Source organism: Rhodococcus indonesiensis (assembly GCF_047782815.1).
Taxonomy (GTDB): Bacteria; Actinomycetota; Actinomycetes; order Mycobacteriales; family Mycobacteriaceae; genus Rhodococcus; species Rhodococcus indonesiensis.
This window is the reverse complement of record NZ_CP180630.1, coordinates 3,212,422-3,233,176: the sequence shown is the minus strand read 5'-3', so window position 1 is coordinate 3,233,176 and position 20,755 is coordinate 3,212,422. Positions and strand designations below refer to the sequence as shown.

At 70.0% G+C, this 20,755-nt stretch carries 19 protein-coding genes; 8 read left to right on the top strand and 11 right to left on the bottom strand.

Annotation, left to right across the window (positions count from 1 at the left end; all coding sequences use genetic code 11):
* Nucleotides 1–60 precede the first annotated feature (60 nt).
* A complete protein-coding gene (gene glnA, locus ACM26Y_RS14860) occupies nt 61–1,497 on the bottom strand; it encodes a type I glutamate--ammonia ligase (protein WP_054374447.1) in 1,437 nt (478 codons plus the stop codon).
* Nucleotides 1,498–1,710: 213 nt separating this feature from the next.
* Between glnA and ACM26Y_RS14855 the strand changes: the two genes are divergently transcribed.
* Nucleotides 1,711–2,187 carry an RDD family protein gene (locus ACM26Y_RS14855; RefSeq protein ID WP_040780772.1) on the top strand — a complete coding sequence of 159 codons (477 nt, stop codon included), beginning with the start codon at nt 1,711–1,713 and terminating at the stop codon, nt 2,185–2,187.
* 71 nt (nt 2,188–2,258) lie between these two features.
* On the opposite strand, the gene ACM26Y_RS14850 is transcribed toward ACM26Y_RS14855, so the two are convergent.
* The 6 genes from ACM26Y_RS14850 to ACM26Y_RS14825 all read right to left on the bottom strand — a co-directional run bounded on the left by ACM26Y_RS14850 (nt 2,259) and on the right by ACM26Y_RS14825 (nt 9,502).
* Nucleotides 2,259–2,999, bottom strand: coding sequence for a DUF4191 domain-containing protein (locus ACM26Y_RS14850; protein ID WP_003934097.1), 741 nt, complete (start codon nt 2,997–2,999; stop codon nt 2,259–2,261).
* Nucleotides 3,000–3,055: 56 nt separating this feature from the next.
* On the bottom strand, nt 3,056–4,069 hold the full coding sequence (gene lipA, locus ACM26Y_RS14845) for a lipoyl synthase (protein WP_003934098.1): 1,014 nt from the start codon (nt 4,067–4,069) through the stop codon (nt 3,056–3,058).
* Between the two features lie 66 nt (nt 4,070–4,135).
* Nucleotides 4,136–4,918, bottom strand: coding sequence for a lipoyl(octanoyl) transferase LipB (gene lipB / locus ACM26Y_RS14840; protein ID WP_003934099.1), 783 nt, complete (start codon nt 4,916–4,918; stop codon nt 4,136–4,138).
* Between the two features lie 46 nt (nt 4,919–4,964).
* Entirely contained in the window at nt 4,965–5,855 is an 891-nt protein-coding gene (locus tag ACM26Y_RS14835) for a TIGR01777 family oxidoreductase (RefSeq protein WP_003934100.1), read from the bottom strand.
* A 111-nt stretch (nt 5,856–5,966) separates the two neighbouring features.
* Nucleotides 5,967–7,736 (bottom strand): 2-oxoglutarate dehydrogenase, E2 component, dihydrolipoamide succinyltransferase, encoded by a 1,770-nt coding sequence (gene sucB / locus ACM26Y_RS14830; protein ID WP_416061267.1) that lies wholly within the window; start codon nt 7,734–7,736, stop codon nt 5,967–5,969.
* 257 nt (nt 7,737–7,993) lie between these two features.
* Nucleotides 7,994–9,502 carry a leucyl aminopeptidase gene (locus tag ACM26Y_RS14825; RefSeq protein ID WP_003934102.1) on the bottom strand — a complete coding sequence of 503 codons (1,509 nt, stop codon included), beginning with the start codon at nt 9,500–9,502 and terminating at the stop codon, nt 7,994–7,996.
* Between the two features lie 74 nt (nt 9,503–9,576).
* On the opposite strand from ACM26Y_RS14825, the gene gcvT reads away from it, so the two are divergent.
* Together gcvT and ACM26Y_RS14815 are read left to right on the top strand one after the other, a co-directional pair.
* Entirely contained in the window at nt 9,577–10,677 is a 1,101-nt protein-coding gene (gene gcvT, locus ACM26Y_RS14820; protein WP_003934103.1) for a glycine cleavage system aminomethyltransferase GcvT, read from the top strand.
* 33 nt (nt 10,678–10,710) lie between these two features.
* Complete coding sequence (locus ACM26Y_RS14815) at nt 10,711–11,814, top strand: branched-chain amino acid aminotransferase (protein ID WP_003934104.1); 1,104 nt, start codon at nt 10,711–10,713, stop codon at nt 11,812–11,814.
* Between the two features lie 16 nt (nt 11,815–11,830).
* Here ACM26Y_RS14815 and ACM26Y_RS14810 read toward each other — a convergent pair whose 3' ends face one another.
* Nucleotides 11,831–12,583 (bottom strand): adenosylcobinamide-GDP ribazoletransferase, encoded by a 753-nt coding sequence (locus ACM26Y_RS14810; RefSeq protein WP_003934105.1) that lies wholly within the window; start codon nt 12,581–12,583, stop codon nt 11,831–11,833.
* The gene (gene cobT, locus ACM26Y_RS14805; protein WP_003934106.1) at nt 12,583–13,686 is read right to left on the bottom strand and encodes a nicotinate-nucleotide--dimethylbenzimidazole phosphoribosyltransferase; all 1,104 of its coding nucleotides are present in this window, start codon (nt 13,684–13,686) and stop codon (nt 12,583–12,585) included. Before cobT ends, ACM26Y_RS14810 begins: the two co-directional genes overlap by 1 nt.
* A gap of 134 nt (nt 13,687–13,820) precedes the next feature.
* Between cobT and ACM26Y_RS14800 the strand changes: the two genes are divergently transcribed.
* Nucleotides 13,821–14,036: a hypothetical protein gene (locus ACM26Y_RS14800; protein ID WP_416061266.1), complete on the top strand. Its 216-nt coding sequence runs from the start codon at nt 13,821–13,823 to the stop codon at nt 14,034–14,036.
* Nucleotides 14,037–14,112: 76 nt separating this feature from the next.
* On the opposite strand, the gene ACM26Y_RS14795 is transcribed toward ACM26Y_RS14800, so the two are convergent.
* Nucleotides 14,113–14,778 carry a DUF3043 domain-containing protein gene (locus tag ACM26Y_RS14795; RefSeq protein WP_003934108.1) on the bottom strand — a complete coding sequence of 222 codons (666 nt, stop codon included), beginning with the start codon at nt 14,776–14,778 and terminating at the stop codon, nt 14,113–14,115.
* Nucleotides 14,779–14,924: 146 nt separating this feature from the next.
* On the opposite strand from ACM26Y_RS14795, the gene ACM26Y_RS14790 reads away from it, so the two are divergent.
* The gene (locus ACM26Y_RS14790) at nt 14,925–15,275 is read left to right on the top strand and encodes a HesB/IscA family protein (RefSeq protein ID WP_003934109.1); all 351 of its coding nucleotides are present in this window, start codon (nt 14,925–14,927) and stop codon (nt 15,273–15,275) included.
* A gap of 113 nt (nt 15,276–15,388) precedes the next feature.
* Nucleotides 15,389–16,360, top strand: coding sequence for a carbohydrate kinase family protein (locus tag ACM26Y_RS14785; RefSeq protein WP_416061265.1), 972 nt, complete (start codon nt 15,389–15,391; stop codon nt 16,358–16,360).
* Nucleotides 16,361–16,423: 63 nt separating this feature from the next.
* Here ACM26Y_RS14785 and asnB read toward each other — a convergent pair whose 3' ends face one another.
* Complete coding sequence (asnB, locus tag ACM26Y_RS14780; protein WP_416061264.1) at nt 16,424–18,349, bottom strand: asparagine synthase (glutamine-hydrolyzing); 1,926 nt, start codon at nt 18,347–18,349, stop codon at nt 16,424–16,426.
* A gap of 272 nt (nt 18,350–18,621) precedes the next feature.
* Between asnB and ACM26Y_RS14775 the strand changes: the two genes are divergently transcribed.
* Together ACM26Y_RS14775 and ACM26Y_RS14770 are read left to right on the top strand one after the other, a co-directional pair.
* The gene (locus tag ACM26Y_RS14775) at nt 18,622–19,686 is read left to right on the top strand and encodes a cytochrome c oxidase subunit II (protein ID WP_152975473.1); all 1,065 of its coding nucleotides are present in this window, start codon (nt 18,622–18,624) and stop codon (nt 19,684–19,686) included.
* Between the two features lie 31 nt (nt 19,687–19,717).
* Nucleotides 19,718–20,134, top strand: coding sequence for a cytochrome c oxidase subunit 4 (locus ACM26Y_RS14770; protein ID WP_003934113.1), 417 nt, complete (start codon nt 19,718–19,720; stop codon nt 20,132–20,134).
* The last annotated feature ends 621 nt before the right edge of the window (nt 20,135–20,755 follow it).

Genomic DNA, 20,755 nt, shown 5'->3' with positions numbered 1-20,755 from the left:
CCACCCGCCTCGCGGAACGCGAGGCGGGTGGACTCGTGACGAACTACGTGCGGGACCGGCTCAGCAGTCGTAGTACAGCTGGAACTCGTAGGGGTGCGGCCGCAGGTTGACCGGGGCGATCTCCTGCTCGCGCTTGAGCGAGATCCAGGTCTCGATCAGGTCGGAGGTGAACACGCCGCCCTCGGTGAGGTACTCGTGGTCGCGCTCGAGGTTGTCGATCACGGTCGCGAGGCTGGTCGGGGCCTGCGGGATGTTCCGGGCCTCCTCCGGCGGGAGCTCGTAGAGGTCCTTGTCGACCGGCGCCATCGGCTCGATCTTGTTCTTGATGCCGTCCAGGCCGGCGAGCATCTGCGCGGCGAACGACAGGTACGGGTTGCCCGAGGCGTCCGGCGCGCGGAACTCGAGGCGCTTGGCCTTCGGGTTGTTGCCGGTGATCGGGATGCGGACCGCGGCGGAGCGGTTGCGCTGGCTGTAGACCAGGTTGATCGGGGCCTCGTAGCCGGGCACGAGGCGGTGGTACGAGTTGATCGTGGGGTTGGTGAACGCCAGCAGCGACGGCGCGTGGTGCAGGATGCCGCCGATGTACCAGCGCGCCAGGTCCGACAGGCCCGCGTAACCGGACTCGTCGTGGAACAGCGGCTTGCCTTCCTTCCACAGCGACTGGTGCACGTGCATGCCCGAGCCGTTGTCACCGAACAGCGGCTTCGGCATGAAGGTCACCGACTTGCCGTGCTTCCACGCGGTGTTCTTGACGATGTACTTGAACAGCTGCAGGTCGTCGGCCGCACCGAGCAGGGTGTTGAACTTGTAGTTGATCTCGGCCTGACCGGCGGTACCGACCTCGTGATGGCCGCGCTCGAGTTCGAAGCCGGCGTTCTGCAGGTTGGTGGAGATCTCGTCGCGCAGGTCCACGTAGTGGTCGTACGGCGCGACGGGGAAGTAGCCGCCCTTCGGGCGGACCTTGTAGCCGAGGTTCGGCGAGCCGTCGGCGTTGGCCTCGACGCCGGTGTTCCACGCGCCGGAGACCGAGTCGATCTCGTAGAACGCGCCGTTCATCTGCGAGTCGTAGCGGATCGAGTCGAAGATGTAGAACTCGGCCTCGGCGCCGAAGAACGCGGTGTCGGCGATGCCGGTGCTGGCCAGGTACTCCTCGGCTTTACGGGCGACGTTGCGCGGGTCGCGGCTGTAGGACTCGCGGGTGAACGGGTCGTGGACGAAGAAGTTGATGTTGAGCGTCTTGGCAGCGCGGAAGGGATCGATGCGCGCGGTGGTCACGTCCGGCAGCAGCATCATGTCCGACTCGTGGATGGACTGGAAGCCGCGGACGGAGGAACCGTCGAACGCCAAGCCGTCCTCGAACACGTCCTTGGTGAACGCACCCGCGGGGATCGAGAAGTGCTGCTGGATGCCGGGGAGGTCGCTGAACCGGACATCGACGTACTCGACGTTTTCGTCCTCGATGTACTTGATGACCTCTTCGGCCGAGGTGAACGCCACGCTTGTGCTCCTTCAGTCAATGCGCGCCATGGGGATGGGGCGTCTGCGTCGGATACAGACCGTATTGAGCTGGTGTTGCCCGACCATCAATCCCATGTTTCACCGATGTTACAGCTCGTCTTCCGGTGTCGTGAGGACTGCATTTGTGGTAGAAGTCACCGGCGGGCACGTGGGGTCGGGCCGGTCCGTCCGTTGCACCCTATCCTGGACACCATGGCACGCATGACCGGCAGCTGGCTCTCCGGACCCGCTGCGGCGATCCCCAAGGGGCAGGACAAGGCCCAGGACTACCGCGGGCAGTTGCTCGGACTGCCCGCGACCGGACGCGGTGCGCTCGCCGGCACCGGCCGGCGCGCGAGCGCGCTGGCGATCGACTGGCTCACCTCCGTCGGCATCGCGACCGCGATCGTGGGGGAGCGTCCCTTCGAGAACCCCCAGCTGTCCACCTACACCCTGCTGGTGTGGTTCGTGGTCGGGGTGCTCACGGTGACGCTGTTCTCGTTCACCCCGGGGCAGTATCTGGTCGGCCTGCAGGTCGCCCGGGTCGACGCGCCGGTGCGGGTGGGACTGATTCGCGCCCTGGCCCGGCAGCTGCTGCTCGTGTTCATCGCGCCGGCCGTCGTCACCGACGTCGACGGCCGCGGTCTGCAGGACCGGGCGACCGGCACGGCTCTCGTTCGGTCCCGCTGACGTGTCCTTCCCGAAACGCCGAACGGGAGCCTGCACCGGGTAGGTGCGGGCTCCCGCGGTCCGGACGGATCTCAGCGGCGGCGCATGGTGCGCTGCACGCTGCGCATCTTCGCGCCGGCCGGCATCGGACCCTTCGGGAGCGCGGCGCCGGACTTCTTCGTGCTCAGGGCGGCCAGCCGGCCCTCGATCGCGTCCATCCGCTTGGTGTCGATGTTGCGCGGCAGTTTCGACAGGTGCTTCTGCAGCTGTGACAGCGGGACCTGGCCCTCGTCGTTGCCGACCACGATGTCGTAGATCGGCGTGTCGCCCACGAGGCGCGCGACCCGCTTCTTCTCCTGCGCGAGAAGGCCTTTCACGCGCTGCGGTGCTCCCTCGGCCACCAGGATCACGCCCGGGCGGCCGATGACGCGGTGCACGGCGTCGAGCTGCGTGGTGCCGGCCACCGCATGCGTGACGCGCCAGGAGCCCTGCAGGTTGTCCAGCGCCCACGCCGCCGCCCCGGCCTGGCCCTCGGCCTTGCCGTACACCGTCTTCTGCACCCGGCGGCCGAAGATGACGAACGCGAGCAGCACCCCCACGAGCAGGCCGACCGGCAGAAGGAACCACTCGATACCGAAGATCAGCCCGACGAGGAAGAACACCAGGGTGGAGACGACGATCGCACCGATCATCCATGGCAGCAGCAGCTTGTCTTCCTTGCGCTGCAGCTGGAACGCCTGCCAGAGCTGGGTTCGCCGCTCCTTCGACGCCTGCTTGCGCGCGGCCTTCGCTGCGGCCTTCGCTTCCTTGTCGGGTTTGCTGCCTCTCGCCATAGCTCCCAGGATACTTTCCCCGCGGTGCGCTTTTCGCCACTGCGGGTCCGGTGCGGCTAAGAGGTGGTCAGGCGCGCCAGCACGGAGCTGGCTTCCTGGGCCGCTGTGCCCCCCTCGGCCAGGTGCGCCTGGGCGGCGGGCAGCTCGCGGCCATGGTGTGCCATCGCCTGCGCGTACAGCCGCCCCGCGCGGTACGACGACCGGACCAGCGGCCCGGCCATCACGCCCGCGAAACCGATCTCCTCGGCGGTCTTCGAGTGCGCCACGAATTCCTCGGGCTTGACCCAGCGCTCGACGGGATGGTGCCGCGGCGACGGGCGCAGGTACTGGGTGATGGTGACGATGTCGCAGCCGGCGGCGTGCAGGTCGTGCAGCGCCTCGGTGACTTCCTCCGGCGTCTCGCCCATGCCGAGGATCAGGTTGGACTTGGTCACCAGCCCGAACTCGCGGGCCGCGGTGATCACGTCCAGCGACCGCTGGTAGCGGAACGCCGGGCGGATGCGCTTGAAGATCCGGGGCACGGTCTCGACGTTGTGCGCGAGCACCTCGGGCCGTGATTCGAAGACCTCGGTGAGCAGCTCCGGCTTGCCGTTGAAGTCGGGAATGAGATTCTCGACGCCGGTGCCCGGGTTGAGCTCGTGGATCTGCCGCACGGTCTCGGCGTAGAGCCACGCACCGCCGTCGGGCAGGTCGTCGCGGGCGACACCGGTGATCGTCGAGTACCGCAGACCCATGGCCTGCACCGACTCGGCGACCCGGCGCGGCTCGTCGCGGTCGAGCGCGGCGGGCTTACCGGTGTCGATCTGACAGAAATCGCATCGACGGGTGCACTGCTCGCCACCGATGAGGAACGTCGCCTCCCGGTCCTCCCAGCATTCGTAGATGTTGGGACAACCGGCCTCCTCGCAGACCGTGTGCAGGCCTTCGCGCCGCACCAGTCCCTTCAGCTCGGAGTACTCCGGGCCCATCTTCGCCCGGGTCCTGATCCAGTTCGGCTTACGTTCGATCGGCGTCTGTGCGTTTCGGGTCTCGATCCGCAGCAGCTTGCGTCCTTCTGGGGCCACAGTCACGGACCCGATCCTACGCCCGGCGGCACGGGCCGGGCCCACCCCGGTGCGGGCCCCTCGGGGAGCCGGTCAGCCGTACCGCACCGTGGTGAACTCCGGCCGCGGGGTCTGCGGCGGTTCGGCACCGACGGCCTGTTCGAACGTCACCCGCTCGATGTCGTGATCCGTCACCGGCAGGCGGCCGTCGAGAGCGTCGATCACCGCCGCGGTCACGGCCGGCATCACCTCGGCGACGGTGACGTCCCGTCCGAGTTCACCGGTGAGCGAGGTGACGCCCGCGTCGCGGATGCCGCACGGCACGATCGAGTCGAACGCGTCGAGGGTGGCATCGCAGTTGAGGGAGAACCCGTGCATCGTCACCCCGCGCTGCACCCGCACCCCGATCGCGGCGATCTTGCGTTCGGGGAGCCAGTGCCCGTCGCGCAGCTCGGCCGGCAGCCACACCCCCGAGCGGCCCTCCACGCGGCCGCACACGAGGCCGAGATCGGTGCAGACCTCGATCAGTGCCTGCTCGAGACGTCGCACGTAGCCGACGACGTCGATGGGTTCGCCGAGCCGGACGATCGGGTAGCCCACCAGCTGGCCGGGCCCGTGCCAGGTGATCTTGCCGCCGCGATCGACGTCGATCACCGGGGTGCCGTCGGTGGGCCGGTCCTCCGGGGCAGTGCGTTTGCCGGCGGTGTACACGGGCGGATGCTCGAGCAACAGCAGGGTGTCGACGCCGCGGCCTTCGGCCCGGTCGGCGGCGATCTCCCGTTGCCGCTCCCACGCTTCCAGGTATCCGATCAGCCCCAGATGCGCCACCGCGACGGGTTCGGAATCGAAACGGGCGGAGGAAGATGCGCTGCTCATAGTCCTCGACCCTACGCCGTCGGGGAGCTGTGGCGAAGAGGTGGCTTCAGGTTCCGAACGCGTGTGCCAGGGCGCCTCCGATCGTCGGATACCGGAACTCGAAGCCCGCCGACTCGAGCACCGTCGGCAGCGCGCGTTGCCCGGTGAGCACCAGCGCGTGCGCCATCTCCCCGACGACCGCGCCGACCACGAATCCGGGCGTCGTCCACGGCGCCGGACGGTGCACCGAGTGCGCCAGCGCCTCCGTGAACCGGGCGTTGGTCACGGGAGCCGGGCCGGTGACGTCGACCGGCCCGGCGATATCGCCGCGGCCGAGGACGAAACCCAGCGCCGACACCACATCCTCGAGCGCCACCCACGACATGTACTGCCGGCCGTCACCGAGCCGGGAACCGAGACCGAGCCGGAAGAGCGGCTGGAGGCGGCGCAGGATGCCGCCGTGCGGGCTGAGAACGATCCCGATGCGGAGAACGATCGTGCGCACCCCGGCGGCCCGCGCGGGCGCGGTGGCAGCTTCCCAGTCGCGGCACAGGTCCGCGACGAACCCCTGCCCGGCGGGGCTGCGTTCGTCCACCACGTCCTCGCCGGTGTGCCCGTAGACGCCGACGGCGCCTGCGTTGACCAGTGTCGGCACCCCGGCGGAGGCGGCGGCGGTGGCGAGGACGTCGGTCGGGACGATCCGGCTGTCGCGCAGTTCCTGCTTGACCGCGCCGGACCAGCGACGCTCGTCCACGCTCGAGCCGCACAGATTCACCACGGCATCGACGCGGTCGAACGCCGAAGGATCGACCCGGCCCGTCGGCGGGTCCCAGAACCACTCGTCCGGCGCCGCCGGGGGACGGCGGACGAGGCGGCGCACCTCGTGATCGTGTGCCCGCAACCATGCCACCGAGGCCGTTCCGATCAGCCCCGACGAGCCCGCCACGAGGATGCGCATGCCGGAGATTGTCCCGCATCCGCAGAGGCCGGGACGCGGAAGCGGGGGCCTCGTCGGTGTGACGATGCCCCCGCTTCCGGGTCCGGTGGGTGCCGGGCTACACGCCCTGGATCACAGGCCCAGGTCCGCGTCGAACGCCGCTTCCTCGAGACGGTGCTTGATCGTGGTGAGGAACCGGCCCGCGTCCGCACCGTCGACCAACCGGTGGTCGTAGGTCAGCGGCAGGTAGCACATCGACCGCACACCGATCGACTCGTTGCCCACCTCGTCGGTGACCACCACCGGACGCTTGACGATCGCGCCGGTGCCCAGCATCGCCGCCTGCGGCGGCACCAGGATCGGTGTGTCGAACAGGGCGCCCTGGCTGCCGATGTTCGTGATCGTAAAGGTGCCACCGGCCAGTTCGTCCGGCTTGAGGCCACCGCTGCGCGCCCGCTTGGCGATGTCCGCGATCGCGCGGGCCAGGCCGGCCAGCGACAGGTCGCCGGCGTTGTGGATCACCGGGGAGAGCAGGCCCTGCTCGGTGTCCACGGCGATGCCGAGGTGCTCGGCCGCGTGGTAGGTGATCTCCTTCTTGTCCTCGTCGTAGGAGGCGTTGATGTTCGGATGCGCCTTGAGGGCCTCCACGACGGCCTTCGCGAAGAAGGGCAGGAAGGTGAGGTTGACGCCCTCGCGCTCGGCGAAGGTCGCCTTCGCCTGCGCCCGCAGATGCGCGATCTTGGTGACGTCGACCTCGAAGGTCTGGGTGAGCTGCGCGGTGGTCTGCAGCGACTCGCGAGTCTTGATTGCCGTGATCTGACGGATCCGGTTGACCTTCTGCGTGGTGCCGCGCAGGTGGGCGAGCTCGGGGCGGACACCGGCGGTCGCGGCCGGAGCGGCGGCGGGAGCCTTGGCGGCGGGAGCCTTCGGGGCCTCGGCCGCGGGGGCCTTCGCGGCCTCGGCGGCGGCGAGCACGTCCTGCTTGCGGATGCGTCCGCCGACTCCGGTGCCGGACACCGTCGACAGGTCGACGTCGTGTTCGGCGGCGAGCTTGCGGACGAGGGGTGTGACGTACGGCGTGGCGCCACCCGGGGTCTCCGCAGCCGCGGCAGCCGGGGCGGGCGCCGGGGCTGCCTGCTTCGCGGGTTCCGGGGCGGGCTGCTTCGCCGGCTCGGGGGCCGCCTGCTTCGCCGGCTCGGGGGCCGCCTGCTTCGCCGGCTCGGGCTCGGGCTTCGGCTCGGGCTTCGGTTCGGGCTTGGGTTCGGGCTTCGACGGCGCCGCGGCCGGGGTTCCCGACCCGATCACCGCGAGCTGTCCGCCGACCTCGACGGTCTCGTCCTCGTCGGCGTTGATCTCGAGGAGCACACCGGCCACGGGGGACGGGATCTCCGTGTCGACCTTGTCCGTGGACACCTCGAGCAGGGGTTCGTCGACCGCGACCTCGTCTCCGACGGACTTCAGCCACCGGGTGACGGTGCCCTCGGTCACGGACTCACCGAGCGCCGGCATGGTGACCGGAGTGCCTTCGGCGGAGCCGGTGTCGGAACCGGACGAGGCCGGCTCGGGCTCCGGCTCGGGTTCCGGTTCGGGGGTGGACTCTTCCTCGGGTGCCGCCTCCTCCGACGGGGCGGCAGCGGGAGCGGTGGACGATCCTCCGTCGTCGGCGGAGTCACCGATCACCGCCAGCTCACCGCCGATCTCGATCGTCTCGTCCTCCTGGGCGACGATCTTCACCAGCACACCGGCCGCGGGCGAGGGGATCTCGGTGTCGACCTTGTCCGTGGAAACTTCGAGCAGCGGCTCGTCGACTTCGACCGTGTCTCCTTCCTGCTTGAGCCATCGCGTGACAGTTCCCTCGGTGACGCTCTCACCAAGCGCTGGCATCTGGACGGAGAAGGCCATGTCTGTTGACTCCTCGACGGTTGTGTTCGGGTGTGTTGAGTTGTGCCGACCGATGGTCGCGGACCATTGTGTGGTCGCTGACCATTGTGCTCGAGGCCACGGTCTCGTGCGGTGTCTTGCGGTGTTCGGTTGAGACCACACCCGATGCCGGGTATGACCTCGACCATCCTTGCACTGATCCCTCGGCGACGTTCGACGAGGGTTGGGTCACGTGCGCCCGCGCGTCCCTGCACCCCGGCAGGGAAGCGCGGGACGGATCACCCGTTGTTCGCGATGTCCTCGATGACCGCGATGAGGGTTCGCACCGGTACGCCGGTGCCGCCCTTGCCGACATAGCCGAACGGGCTCCCGGTGTTGAAGGCCGGCCCGGCGATGTCGATGTGGGCCCACTGCACACCCTCGGCCACGAACTCCTTCAGGTACAGGCCGGCGGCGAGCATCCCGCCCCAGCGATGCGGCGTGACGTTGGCCAGGTCGGCCACCCGGGACTTCAGGTCCGCGCGCAGCTCGGCCGGCAGCGGCATCGCCCACCCGTTCTCGCCCACCTCCTGCGAGAGCCGGGCGACCCGGTCCCGGAACTCGTCGGTGCCCATGACGCCGGGCGTCCGGGTCCCCAGTGCGACCATCTGCGCGCCGGTGAGCGTCGCGGTGTCGATCAGGTAGTCGGGCTCGTCCTCGCAGGCACGGACGATGGCGTCGGCCAGGATGAGCCGACCCTCGGCGTCCGTGTTGATCACCTCGACGGTGGTGCCGCCGTACTGGGTCAGCACGTCGCCGGGTCGCTGTGCCGTCGCGGACGGCATGTTCTCGGCCATCGGTACCGTCGCGGTCACGTCCGCCGCCACCCCGAGCTTCGCGGCGAGCACGACCGTCGCGACCACCGCCGCCGCACCGCCCATGTCGGACGTCATGTTCTCCATTCCGGCGGCCGGCTTGATGGAGATGCCGCCGGTGTCGAACGTGATGCCCTTGCCGACGAGCGCGACCTTCGGCGCCTTCCGCTTCTTGGCCGAGTAGCTCAGGCGCACGAGCCGCGGCGGGCGCGACGAGCCCTTGCCTACCCCGACGATGCCGCCGTAGCCCTGCTGCTCGAGCGCCTTCTCGTCCAGCACCTCGACCTTCAGCCCGGCGGCGGTGCCGAGCGCCTTCGCGCGCTCGGCGAACTCGGCCGGGAACAGGTGGCTCGGCGGGGTGTCGACGAACTGGCGCGCGGTGGCGACCGCCTCGGCGACGGCAGCCGACCGGGCCAGCTCCGCCTTGGTCTCCCGGGCGCGTGGCGACGAGACGAGAAGTTCGATCCGGGCGGGCGGCTGCGCGTCGCCGGAGTTCGACTTGGTGGTGCGGAACTCGGTGAACGTGTAGGCGCCGAGCGCGAAGCCCTCCGCGGTTGCGCCGAGATCCACGGCGGACAGGGTCGTCGCGACCACGGAGACGCCGGCGAGGGCGCGCGCCGCAGCGCCGGCGGAGCGGCGCACCTGCTCGGCGTCGAGCTTGTCGGCGGCGCCGAGCCCGACGGCGAGCACGCTGGTGACCGGCAGGGCGGCGGGCGCGGGGATCCGGGTGACCTCCTCGGCCTTGCCCGCGGCACCGACGGACTGCAGGGTGTCGAGCAGTCCGCCGAGGACGTCCTCGTCCACCAGGCCGTCGCCGAGCAGGGCCTCGGGGCCGCTGTCGCCGGCGGTCAGGCCGACGACGAGGACGTCCGCGCGCTTGGACACGCTTCCGGCGAGAACGAGTTCGGGCAGGGTGGGTGAAAGGGCACTCACAGGCGTCTCCTACGGGAAAGGGGGGTCGTGGCACCGATGCTAGTGATCCCGGGGGGTGGGATAGCGTGGGGCACATGAGCGACCAGCCATTGCTGCAGGGCCCGATCCACGCCGTCCACACCGAACTCGGAGCGACCTTCGCGGCCTTCGGTGGCTGGCAGATGCCCGTCTCGTACGCCGGTACCGTGGCCGAACACACCGCCGTGCGCGAGAACGTCGGCCTGTTCGACGTCAGTCATCTGGGCAAGGCCCTCGTCGCCGGGCCGGGTGCGGCGGACTACGTGAACGCGACACTCACCAACGACCTGCGCAAGATCGGGCCGGGCAAGGCGCAGTACACCCTCTGCTGCAACGAAGCCGGCGGCGTCACCGACGACCTGATCGTCTACTACGTCTCCGACGAGGAATTGTTCCTCGTGCCGAACGCCGCGAACACCGCAGCGGTCGTCGAGGTCCTCGCCGCGCATGCCCCCGAAGGCGTGACCGTGACGAACCAGCACCGGGACTACGGTGTGTTCGCCGTGCAGGGACCGAACGCCGAGGCCGTCCTGCAGGGGCTGGGTCTGCCCACCGAGCTGGGCTACATGAGCTTCGTGGACGCCCGGTGGAACGATCGGCCGGTACGGGTGTGCCGCACCGGATACACCGGTGAGCGCGGCTTCGAACTGGTACCGCGGTGGGCCGACGCGGAGTCGCTGTTCCGTGCCCTGGCCGACGCCGTGCGTGCGGCCGGCGGTCAGGCCGCTGGCCTCGGGGCTCGCGACACCCTGCGGACCGAGATGGGCTACCCGTTGCACGGACACGAACTGTCGGAGACCATCTCGCCCCTGCAGGCCCGCTGCGGGTGGGCCGTGGGCTGGAGCAAGCCGGCATTCCGCGGCCGCGCGGCGCTCGTCGCGGAGAAGGAGTCCGGTCCCGCGCGGCGACTGTGGGGACTGCGGGCGCTCGATCGCGGGGTGCTGCGACCCGGCCTGAAGGTGTCGCGCGACGGAACTCCGGTGGGGGAGACGACGTCCGGCACGTTCTCCCCGACGTTGAAGGTCGGGATCGCGCTGGCGCTCCTCGAGACTGCCGGGGAGCCGGCCGCCGGTGACGAGGTCACGGTCGACGTCCGGGGACGCGCCCTGCGCGCCCAGCTCGTCGCGCCTCCGTTCGTCCCCGACCACACCAAGTAGGACCGTGCGAGCGGTTCGATAGGATCATCGGTCATGACCGGTGTCCTCGAATTCGCCCACCTTCCGCACCCCTCGCCCGCCTCCGCGGAACGGCGGGGAGAAGTACTGGCGGATCCGGGATTCGGCCGGTACTTCACCGATCACATGGTCACGATCGACTACACCGAGGGCCGCGGCTGGCACGACGCCACCGTTCAGCCCTACGGACCGATGCAGCTCGACCCGGCCGCGATGGTGTTGCACTACGGGCAGGCGATCTTCGAGGGTCTGAAGGTCTACCGGCAGCCCGACGGCAGCATCGCAGCCTTCCGCGTGTACTCCAACGCCGAGCGGATGCGCCGGTCCTCGCGGCGCCTGGCAATGGCCGAGCTGCCGGACGAGTTGTTCGTCCGGTCGATCGCGGAACTGGTCGAGGCCGACCACGAATGGGTGCCGGCCGCCGGGGGCGAGGAGTCGCTGTATCTGCGGCCGTTCATGTTCTCCACCGAGGCGGGGCTCGGCGTGCGGCCCGCGAACCAGTACCGGTACGTGCTGATCGCGTCCCCGGCCGGCGCGTACTTCCCTCGTGGCGTCAAGCCGGTGAGCGTGTGGATCTCGCAGGAGTACGTGCGGGCCGCACCGGGCGGCACCGGCGACGCCAAGTTCTCCGGCAACTACGCGGCGTCGCTGCTGGCGCAGGCGCAAGCCGTCGAGCAGGGGTGCGACCAGGTGGTGTGGCTCGACGCCGTCGAGCGTCGCTACATCGAGGAGATGGGCGGCATGAATCTGTGCTTCATCTTCGGGTCGGGCGCCGACGCGAAGCTGGTGACGCCGGAGCTGTCCGGCTCGTTGCTGCCCGGCATCACCCGGGACTCGCTGCTCACGCTGGCCAGGGAGGCCGGCCTCGAAGTGGAGGAGCGCAAGATCTCGGTGCAGGAATGGGAGTCCGAGGTCGCCAGCGGGCAGATCACCGAGGTCTTCGCGTGCGGGACCGCGGCGGTGATCACCCCGGTCGGTACCGTCAAGAGCCGCGACGGCGAGTTCACCGTCGGCGACGGCGAGCCCGGCGAGGTCACCATGGCATTGCGCGACACCCTCACCGGGATCCAGCGCGGCACCTTCGCCGACACGCACGGCTGGCTGACCACGCTGCGCTGAGCCCGGCGCGGCCGTCCTATCCGACGGCCGCGCTCAACGCCGCCGCCACAACCGTCACCGTCGTCTCGAGGCCGGCGCCGAGCGCGTCACCGTTGAGACCGCCGAACCGGCGGACGCAGTGCCGCACCAGCAGCAGTGCGGCCACGAGCCCCACGGCGACCGTCGCCGGGCCGGCCCACCAGGCGCCCGGCACGCACCAGGCAGCCGCGACGACCACGACGACGGCCCACAGGAGGCGCACCCCGAGCGGCTGCGTCCCGGCGACCAGGGCGCCGAACCCGCTGCCCGGTGCTGCGGCGACACCACGGCGGCATGCGAGGACGACCGTGACCCGGCCGGCGGTGACCGCGAGGACCACGGCGAACCAGGATCGAGCGTCGGCGAGCGCTCCGAACGAGGCTGCCTGCGCCCCCAGCACGAGTACCAGGGTGGCCACCCCGAACGGTCCGGCGCCGCCCGACTTCATCACCTCACGTGCCCGCTCCGGCGGTCCGTAGCAGCCGAGCCCGTCGGCGGTGTCGCACAGGCCGTCGAGGTGCATGCCACGCGTCGCGAGGCCCAGGAATCCCACCCCGATCAGGCCGGCGAGCAGGGGAGTGCAGCCGATGGCGACGGCCGCCCACAGCACGCCCGCGGTGCCCAGGCCCAGCACGAGGCCGGCCACCGGTGCCGCGGCGACGGCCGCGCCCCCCGCGCTGCGATCGATGTGCCCAGGACCCCGGATAGGCAGCACAGTGAGCCAGGACAGAGCGAGAGCGACGCCGCGCATCAGTCGCCGCGCGGCTCGGTGACCGGCGCGGCGTCCTCGTCACGGGTGCTCACGCCGGCTTCGGCGAACGTCGCCATGTTCGTGAGCACCGCGACCGCACCGTGCAGGATCGGCAGCGCGGCAACCGCTCCCGAACCCTCGCCGAGGCGCATTCCCAGGTCGACGAGGGGATCGAGGTTCAGATGCCGCAGGGCCAGCGTATGAGCCGGTTCGGTGGAGCGGTGCCCGGCAACCCACCAGTCCCGGGCCCCGGGCGCCAGTTCCTCGGCGACGAGTGCGGCAGCGGTGACCACGACCCCGTCGAGCACGACCGGGGTCCGGCGCACCGAGGCCTGGGCGAGGTAGCCGGCCATCGCGGCGAGGTCGGCGCCGCCGGCGGTGCGCAGCAGGGCCACCGGGTTGCGGGCGTGGGGCCGGGCGCGTCGCATCGCGTCCCGGATCGCGGCGACCTTGCGCATCCACGCGGCGTCGTCGATCCCGGTGCCACGGCCGACCGCCGCGACGGGTTCGGTGCCGGTGAGGGTGGCGATCAGCGCCGTCGCAGGGGTGGTGTTCCCGATCCCCATGTCGCCCGCGACGAGGAGGTCGGCTCCCGCGTCGACCTCCTCGTCGGCCACGGATCGTCCGGCGGCGATCGCCCGCAGGGTCTCCTGCTCGGTGAGCGCGTCCTCCCGGTCGACGGCCCCGCTCGATCGGCGCACCTTGTGCGCGGAGACGGCCGGATCCGTGTCGCCGTCGACGGCCATGTCCACGACCCGGACCCCGGCGCCGGCGACCCCGGCGAGCACGTTGACCGCGGCACCACCGGCGAGGAAGTTGGCAACCATCTGAGCGGTGACCTCGGGGGGATACGCCGAGACGCCGCCGCGGGCCACCCCGTGATCACCGGCGAACACCACCACGCGGGGGCGGGTGAAGGGCCGGGGCGGGACCTGTCCTTGGCAGGACGCGACCCAGCAGCCCAATTCCTCGAGCCGGCCGAGGGAACCGGCAGGCTTGGTGAGATCGCGCTGCCGGGCGTCGGCGCGCCGGCGGACCTCCGGATCGGGCGCGACGACGGGCGGGAAGACGACGTCGGCGGAGGAAACGGATTCGCTGCTCACGGGGCACCTTTCACGAAGTCGCGGAGGCCGAAGCCACCGCTGGACGCTATCAACCCGCACTGCGGCAGAAAATCGACGGTAGATGGCATTGCTGCCACTGTCTCGGCCGGGTCGCCGGCGACAGACTGTCCGTCATGAGCCAGATCGCCGTGATCGTCCTCGTGCCGATCACACTCTTCGCCGGCGTCGAACTCGCCCGGGTCCGTTCCCGTCCCGCCCCGCGGTGGGTGACCCGGGCGCGGTGGCGCTGCAACCAGTTCCGGCCGCAGGACCCGTCGCCCATCGGTGGCGACCCGACGGCCGACTGGGTGCGCAGCGCGATCGACGCGCGTCGGTCGCCGCATCACTGACCGGCGTGCCGGTCGCCGTATCACTGACCGGTGTGCCGGTCGCCGTATCACCGACCGGCGTGCCGGTGGGCTGCGGTCAGACGGCGTCGCCGGGGGAGACCCGGGGCAGTGGCGCCCGGAGCTTGCGGATCTGGGAGGCCCGCACGAACGCGTACCACCCGAGACCGAATCCGCCCTCGGTGGTGTCGGGGAAACGGGCCCGGACCTTCTTGTTCACGAGACGGCCGAGGTAGATCCCTTCGATCACCATGAGCACGATCATCGCGAACATCGCCAGCGTCACGTACTGCTGGACCACCGGACCGAGGAACATCGTCATGATCAGGATGAGCGCCATCGGCATGAAAAGACCGACCAGGTTGCGACGGCTGTCCACCAGATCGCGGACGTAGGCCCGCACGGGACCCTTGTCGCGGGGCAGCAGATACTTCTCCTCGCCCGCGAGCATCCGGGTGCGGCGCTCGCCCGCGGCGGCGCGACGCTCGGCCGCTTGCGCCTTGCGTTCATCCTTGGAGAGGGACTGTTTGGCTGCCTTGCGGCGTGCCCTCGCCTCCTTGGCAGTCAGCGGAGCCGGAGCGACGGGACCGCGCCGACGCGCCTCGGCCTCCCGGCGCTTCGGAGTGGGACGGCCCTTACCGGTCGTCCCCTTGCCTCCCTCGGACTGGGGAGCGGCGACGGACTCGGACGCGCCGAGGTCCTCGTTGTCGGATTCGTCGGAACCGCCGCGGCGTAGCAACTTCACCCCTCCAGGCTATGGGAAAACTGGCCCGGCCGGGAAATCGCCCCCGGTCAGGCCCCCGCACGGTCCGGTACCGCGCATGAGGAATAGATCCACGCGCGGTACCGTTGAGGGAACCGGGTTTCGACACGAAAGACGAGGGAGCGCCCATGACTGTGCAGGACGAGACCGCCACTCACGGTGTCACCATGACCGAGGCCGCCTCCGCCAAGGCGAAGGCGCTGCTCGACCAGGAGGGCCGCGACGACCTCTCGCTGCGCATCGCCGTGCAGCCGGGCGGGTGTGCCGGCCTCCGCTACCAGCTGTTCTTCGACGACCGGACGCTCGACGGGGATCTCACCCGTGACTTCGGTGGCGTCATCCTCGCCGTCGACCGGATGAGCGCGCCCTACGTCGAAGGCGCGTCGATCGACTTCGTCGACACGATCGAGAAGCAGGGCTTCACGATCGACAACCCGAACGCCACCGGCTCCTGCGCCTGCGGCGATTCGTTCAACTGACGCGGGTCCCGTAGTGCGGCCCCGGCGCGATCTCGCGTCGGGGCCGCACTGCTGTCCGGTGGGTGCGGGTAGCGTGAGATCGATCCCAGTCCTCCGCTGAAAGGCCCAGCCACGTGACCATCGCCGTGACCGGTTCCATCGCCACCGACCACCTCATGCGTTTCCCCGGACGCTTCGCCGAGCAGCTCGTCGCAGACCAGCTCAGCCACATCTCGCTCAGCTTCCTGGTCGACGACCTGGTGGTCCGCCGTGGCGGTGTGGGCGGCAACATCGCCTACGCGATGGGCGTGCTCGGCGGGGCGCCGGTGCTCGTCGGAGCGGTGGGCGCCGACTTCGCCGAGTACCGCGCGTGGCTCGAGGGCAACGGCGTCGACTGCAACCCCGTGCACGTGTCGCAGACCGCGCACACCGCGCGCTTCGTGTGCACGACCGACGAGGCGATGGCCCAGATCGCGTCGTTCTACCCCGGCGCGATGTCCGAGGCCCGGGACATCTCCCTCGCCGAGGTGACCGGGACACACGGTGTCGACCTGGTCCTGATCGGCGCCAACGATCCGGAGGCGATGGCCCGGCACACCGACGAGTGCCGGCAGCTCGGTGTGCCGTTCGCGGCCGACCCGTCTCAGCAGCTCGCCCGTCTCAGCGGTGAGGAGTCTGCCCGGCTGATCGACGGCGCCGCCTACCTGTTCACCAACGAATACGAGTGGGGACTCCTGCAGCAGAAGACCGGCCTGACCGAGGCGCAGATCCGCGCCATGGTCGGATTGCGGGTCACCACGCTCGGCGGTAACGGTGTCGAGATCGTCGAACGGGACGGCCGCCGGACTCACGTGGGCGTCGTGCCCGAGCGGGCCAAGGTGGACCCCACCGGCGTCGGCGACGCGTTCCGGGCGGGATTCCTGCTGGGGCACCGGGCGGGCCTCTCCCTCGAGCGTGCCGCTCAGCTCGGCTCGCTCGTCGCGGTTCTGGTACTCGAGACGACCGGCACCCAGGAATGGACCTTCGACCGCCCCGACGCGGTCAAGCGGCTGACGGTCGCGTACGGCCAGGACGCCGCGGACGAGATCGCCGCGATCCTCCCGTGACCGCCGGTGTGTCCTTTGGGCGGTGGGAGCCGCCCAAAGGACACACCGGCCGCGTAGCGGCCCTTACACCTCGACGGGGTACGCCGGCTCCTGGATCTCCGGCACGATGCGCTGCTCGACGAAGATGCCGTGCCAGATCATGAACACCAGCACCGTCCACAGCCGCCGGCTGTGATCGGTCCGGCCCTCGCGGTGTTCGTCGAGCATCCGGGCGACGGCCGCCTTGTCCAGCAGGTGCTCGGTGCCCGACTCGGCGATCACGTTGCGTGCCCAGTCGAACAGTTCGGTTCCGCGCAGCCAGTGCCGCAGCGGCACCGGGAAGCCGAGCTTCGCCCGGTGCAGCACGTGCGGCGGGACGATGCCCTCGAGGGCTCGGCGCAGCGCGTACTTGGTGGTGTTCTTCGTGATCTTCTGATCCAGCGGTACCTGTGAGGCGACGCGGAAGACCTCCGGGTCGAGGAACGGCACTCGCAGTTCCAGCGAATTCGCCATCGTCATCTTGTCTGCCTTGACGAGGATGTCGCCGCGCAGCCAGGTGAACAGGTCGAGATGCTGCATCCGCGCGACAGGATCCCACCCGGCGGAGCGGGCGTAGATCGGCGCGGTGACGTCCTGGTGCGTCCACTCCGGACGGAAGTCGCGCAGCACGGCCCGCAGCTGTGCGTCGTTGAAGCTGCGGGCGTTGCCGTAGTACCGCTCCTCGAGCGACATCGACCCGCGATGGAGCAGGCTCTTTCCGCGGGTGCCCTCGGGGATGCGCTCCGACAGCTTCCCGGCCGCACGCCGCATCGACTTCGGCAGGTACTCGAACGGCTTCAGCGACAGCGGCTCGCGGTAGATGGTGTAGCCGCCGAACAACTCGTCGGCGCCTTCCCCGGAGAGCACCACCTTCACGTGCTTGCGAGCTTCCTTGGCGACGAACCACAGGGGCACCAGCGCGGGATCGGCGACGGGGTCGTCCAGGTACCACACGATCTCGGGGATCGCGGCAGCGAACTCGGCAGGGGAGACGACCTTGACGACGTGGCGCGCGCCGATCGCGGCGGCGGATTCGGCGGCCACGTCGACCTCCGAGTAGCCCTCGCGCTCGAACCCGGTGGTGAACGTGATCAGGTTCGGGTTGTGCCGCATCGCGAGGGCCGCGACGGCCGTGGAGTCGATACCGCCGGACAGGAACGATCCCACCGTCACGTCGGCGCGCATGTGCTTGGCGACGGAGTCCTCGAGCGCCTCCGCGATCTCCCGGTAACGGTCGTCCTCCCGACCCGCGGCGAAGGGACGGACGGGGAACGTCGGCTCGAAGTACCGGGTGATCTCGGGGCGGCCGCCCGGGCGCACGCGGGCGAAGCACCCGGACTCGAGCCGCCGGATCTCCGCGTGCAGGGTTTCCGGTTCGGGCACGTACTGCAACACCGTGTAGTGCTCGACGGCCCGGGGATCGAGTCCGGTGCCGATCCCGATCACGTCGGCCAGCTCGAGCAGGCTCTTCTTCTCGCTGCCGAACGCGGTACCGCCGGTGCCCGTGGCGAGGAACAGCGGCTTGATGCCGAAGGGATCGCGGGCGAGGAACAACTCGCGCGTCTCGGTGTCCCAGACTGCGAACGCGAACATGCCGCGAAGCCGTCGCACCGCGTCGGCACCCCAGTGGTGGTACGCGGCGACGATGGCCTCGCTGTCGCCCTCGGTGGCGAACTGGGTCCCGTACTTCTCGGTCAGCTCGGCACGCAGCTCCAGATAGTTGTAGATCTCCCCGTTGAAAGTCAGGGCGTAGCGCTCCGGAGACTCCGGGGGTCCCCAGCGCAGCGGCTGGTGCGAGTGCGCGATGTCGATGATCGACAGCCGATTGAAGCCGTAGACCAGGTCACCGTCGTGCCAGGTGCCGTGCTCGTCGGGACCACGGTGGCGCAGGCAGTGCATCGCGGAGTCGACCTTGGCGACGGCGTCGTCGCTGGTGCCGTCAGTGGTCAGTAACCCGAGCAGTCCGCACACGGCGTCCGATACCTCATTCCGGTTGGGATGGATTCGGCCCCCGGGAATGTTGCCGCGGCAGGGACCGACGGTCTGCATGGCAGTATGCCGCAGCCCGGGGGTCGCGGCAGCCGGCGGCCGGGGTCGACCCGGTCGTGAGCAGCGGGCACGCGACGACGCGACACGTTGTGTGCGCCCCGGGGATGGATAGCAGCCGGGTTTGGTCTACGCTGCGTAGTAATTGGGTCTGCCCTCCGGGTGTGCCCTAGTGGAATTGCGGCGATCAGGAAGGCGTGAACGTGGCGCAAGGTCGGATCCTTCGGCGGTTCGGGCTGGCAGCATCTCTCGGTATTGCAGCCCTGCTGCTGACGGGATGCAGCAGCGAGGAAGTCCTGCGTTTCGGCTGGCCGGAGGGGATTACCCCGCAGGCCGAGCGTATGCGTGAGCTGTGGACGTGGTCGGTCGTCGCCGCCCTCGTCATGGGTGTGCTGGTATGGGGCCTGACCTTCTGGGTGGTCATCTTCCACCGCAAGAAGAAGGACTCGCCGGAGTTCCCGCGGCAGACGGCCTACAACGTGCCGCTCGAGCTGCTGTACACGGCTGTGCCGTTCGTCATCATCGCGGTGCTGTTCTACTTCACCGTGGTGGTGCAGAACTACGTCCTCGACAAGGAGGACAACCCGAACGTCGTCGTCGACGTCACGGCGTTCCAGTGGAACTGGAAGTTCGGCTACCGCACGATCGATCTCGGTGAGGGCACCGCGCGGTACGAGGGCACGGACGAGATCGCCCAGGCCGCGGTCGCGGGCGACGACGAGGAGCACGCCGGCGGCGAGCACGAGATCCCGGCCCCGATCCACGGTCAGGAGACCGAGGACCTGTCGTACCTGCACTACAACAAGATCGAGACGGTCGGCACCAGCAACGAGATCCCGGTCCTGGTCCTGCCGACCGACCGCCGGATCGAGTTCGTGCTCGCCTCCTCCGACGTGATCCACTCCTTCTGGGTGCCGGAATTCCTGTTCAAGCGGGACGTCAACCCGAACCCGCTGAACAACAGCTCCGATCCTGTCTTCCAGATCTCCGAGATCCAGGAGGAAGGCGCGTTCGTCGGCCGCTGCGCCGAGATGTGCGGCACCTACCACGCGATGATGAACTTCGAGGTCCGCGCGGTGAGCCCGGAGCGGTTCGCGGAGTACATCGAGCTCCGCAAGCCCGTCGAGGACGGTGGCCAGGGCCTGACCAACGCGCAGGCGCTCGAGCGTATCGGCGAGTCCCCGGTCGCGACGTCCACCACCCCGTTCAAGACCGATCGCACCGACCGGGCGGCCAGCGGCGTCGTCACCGCGGGCAACTGACCGGTAACCCTCCGACCAAGGACAAGCTGATATGAAGATCGAAGCCAAGCTCTTCGAAGTCGTGACGGTGTTCTTCGTGCTCGTCGCGATCGTCTACGGAGTGTTCACCGGACTGTCCCGCACGGGCATCGAGTGGGCCGGCCTCACGGCGATCGTGCTCTCGGCGGGCCTGACCCTCATCGTCGGCACGTACTTCCGGTTCGTGGCCCGTCGCCTCGACACCCGGCCGGAGGACTACGAGGAGGCCGAGATCAGCGACGGCGCCGGCGACCTGGGCTTCTTCAGCGCGGGCAGCTACTGGCCGATCCTGCTGGCCGGGGCGGCCGCCTTCGCCGCCATCTCGCTGGCCTTCTTCCAGCCGTGGCTGATCGTCCTCGCCGTGGTGCTCATCCTCGCTGCCGCGGCCGGCCTGGTGTTCGAGTACCACGTCGGACCCGAGAAGCACTGACCCACACGTAGACGCACGACACCGCGGGGCGGCCTCACGAGGAGGTCGCCCCGCGGTTTCTGTATTTCCGGGAGCGTCGTGCCGCGGACGACGGTCCGCTGCGGGAGGGGCATCGTGGCGACCGGCCCATGGCCCGGCCGCGGGGCACGGGTCCGACACCGGCAGTGTCGCGGCGTGCAGCTGTCCCGGGTCGCGGCCCCGGCGCGCGCTGCCAGGGCGTCCGCGACGAACTCCGGTGACGAAGGCGTACACGGCCTTGTGCAGGACGTCGACCACGAGTTCCGAGCGTGGCCACGTCTGCGGCGGGGCACCGACCCCGGTGGCGTTCTCCAGGATCTGATCGTTGGTCAGCCGCAGGACCGTGAACTTCGCGGATGCCCACGGCCCTCGCAACCCCACCTCCGACATCACCGACCGCACGACTCCCAGCACGGCGCCCTGCCCGTAGTGCATGGCCCCAGTTCAGCAGCAGCGGCTGTCGCGTGGGAGCCTCCGGCAGCCCGGTGAGCCGTTCGAGGACGCGGGCCGGCACGTAGGAGTCGGGGCGCCCCGTCACCTGCCGCTCGGTCTTCTCGCCCAGTGTCATCACCGTCGCGCCGACTGCTCCGGCAACGAGACCTT

Coding starts and splice junctions, on each gene's coding strand:
- ACM26Y_RS14835 (WP_003934100.1), bottom strand. CDS start 5,855: ATGCGCATCCTCGTGGCGGGCTCGTCGGGGCTGATCGGAACGGCCTCG.
- ACM26Y_RS14815 (WP_003934104.1), top strand. CDS start 10,711: ATGACCGGTGTCCTCGAATTCGCCCACCTTCCGCACCCCTCGCCCGCC.
- ACM26Y_RS14770 (WP_003934113.1), top strand. CDS start 19,718: ATGAAGATCGAAGCCAAGCTCTTCGAAGTCGTGACGGTGTTCTTCGTG.
- sucB (WP_416061267.1), bottom strand. CDS start 7,736: ATGGCCTTCTCCGTCCAGATGCCAGCGCTTGGTGAGAGCGTCACCGAG.
- ACM26Y_RS14855 (WP_040780772.1), top strand. CDS start 1,711: ATGGCACGCATGACCGGCAGCTGGCTCTCCGGACCCGCTGCGGCGATC.
- ACM26Y_RS14790 (WP_003934109.1), top strand. CDS start 14,925: ATGACTGTGCAGGACGAGACCGCCACTCACGGTGTCACCATGACCGAG.
- ACM26Y_RS14850 (WP_003934097.1), bottom strand. CDS start 2,999: ATGGCGAGAGGCAGCAAACCCGACAAGGAAGCGAAGGCCGCAGCGAAG.
- ACM26Y_RS14800 (WP_416061266.1), top strand. CDS start 13,821: ATGAGCCAGATCGCCGTGATCGTCCTCGTGCCGATCACACTCTTCGCC.
- lipB (WP_003934099.1), bottom strand. CDS start 4,918: ATGAGCAGCGCATCTTCCTCCGCCCGTTTCGATTCCGAACCCGTCGCG.
- gcvT (WP_003934103.1), top strand. CDS start 9,577: ATGAGCGACCAGCCATTGCTGCAGGGCCCGATCCACGCCGTCCACACC.
- ACM26Y_RS14810 (WP_003934105.1), bottom strand. CDS start 12,583: ATGCGCGGCGTCGCTCTCGCTCTGTCCTGGCTCACTGTGCTGCCTATC.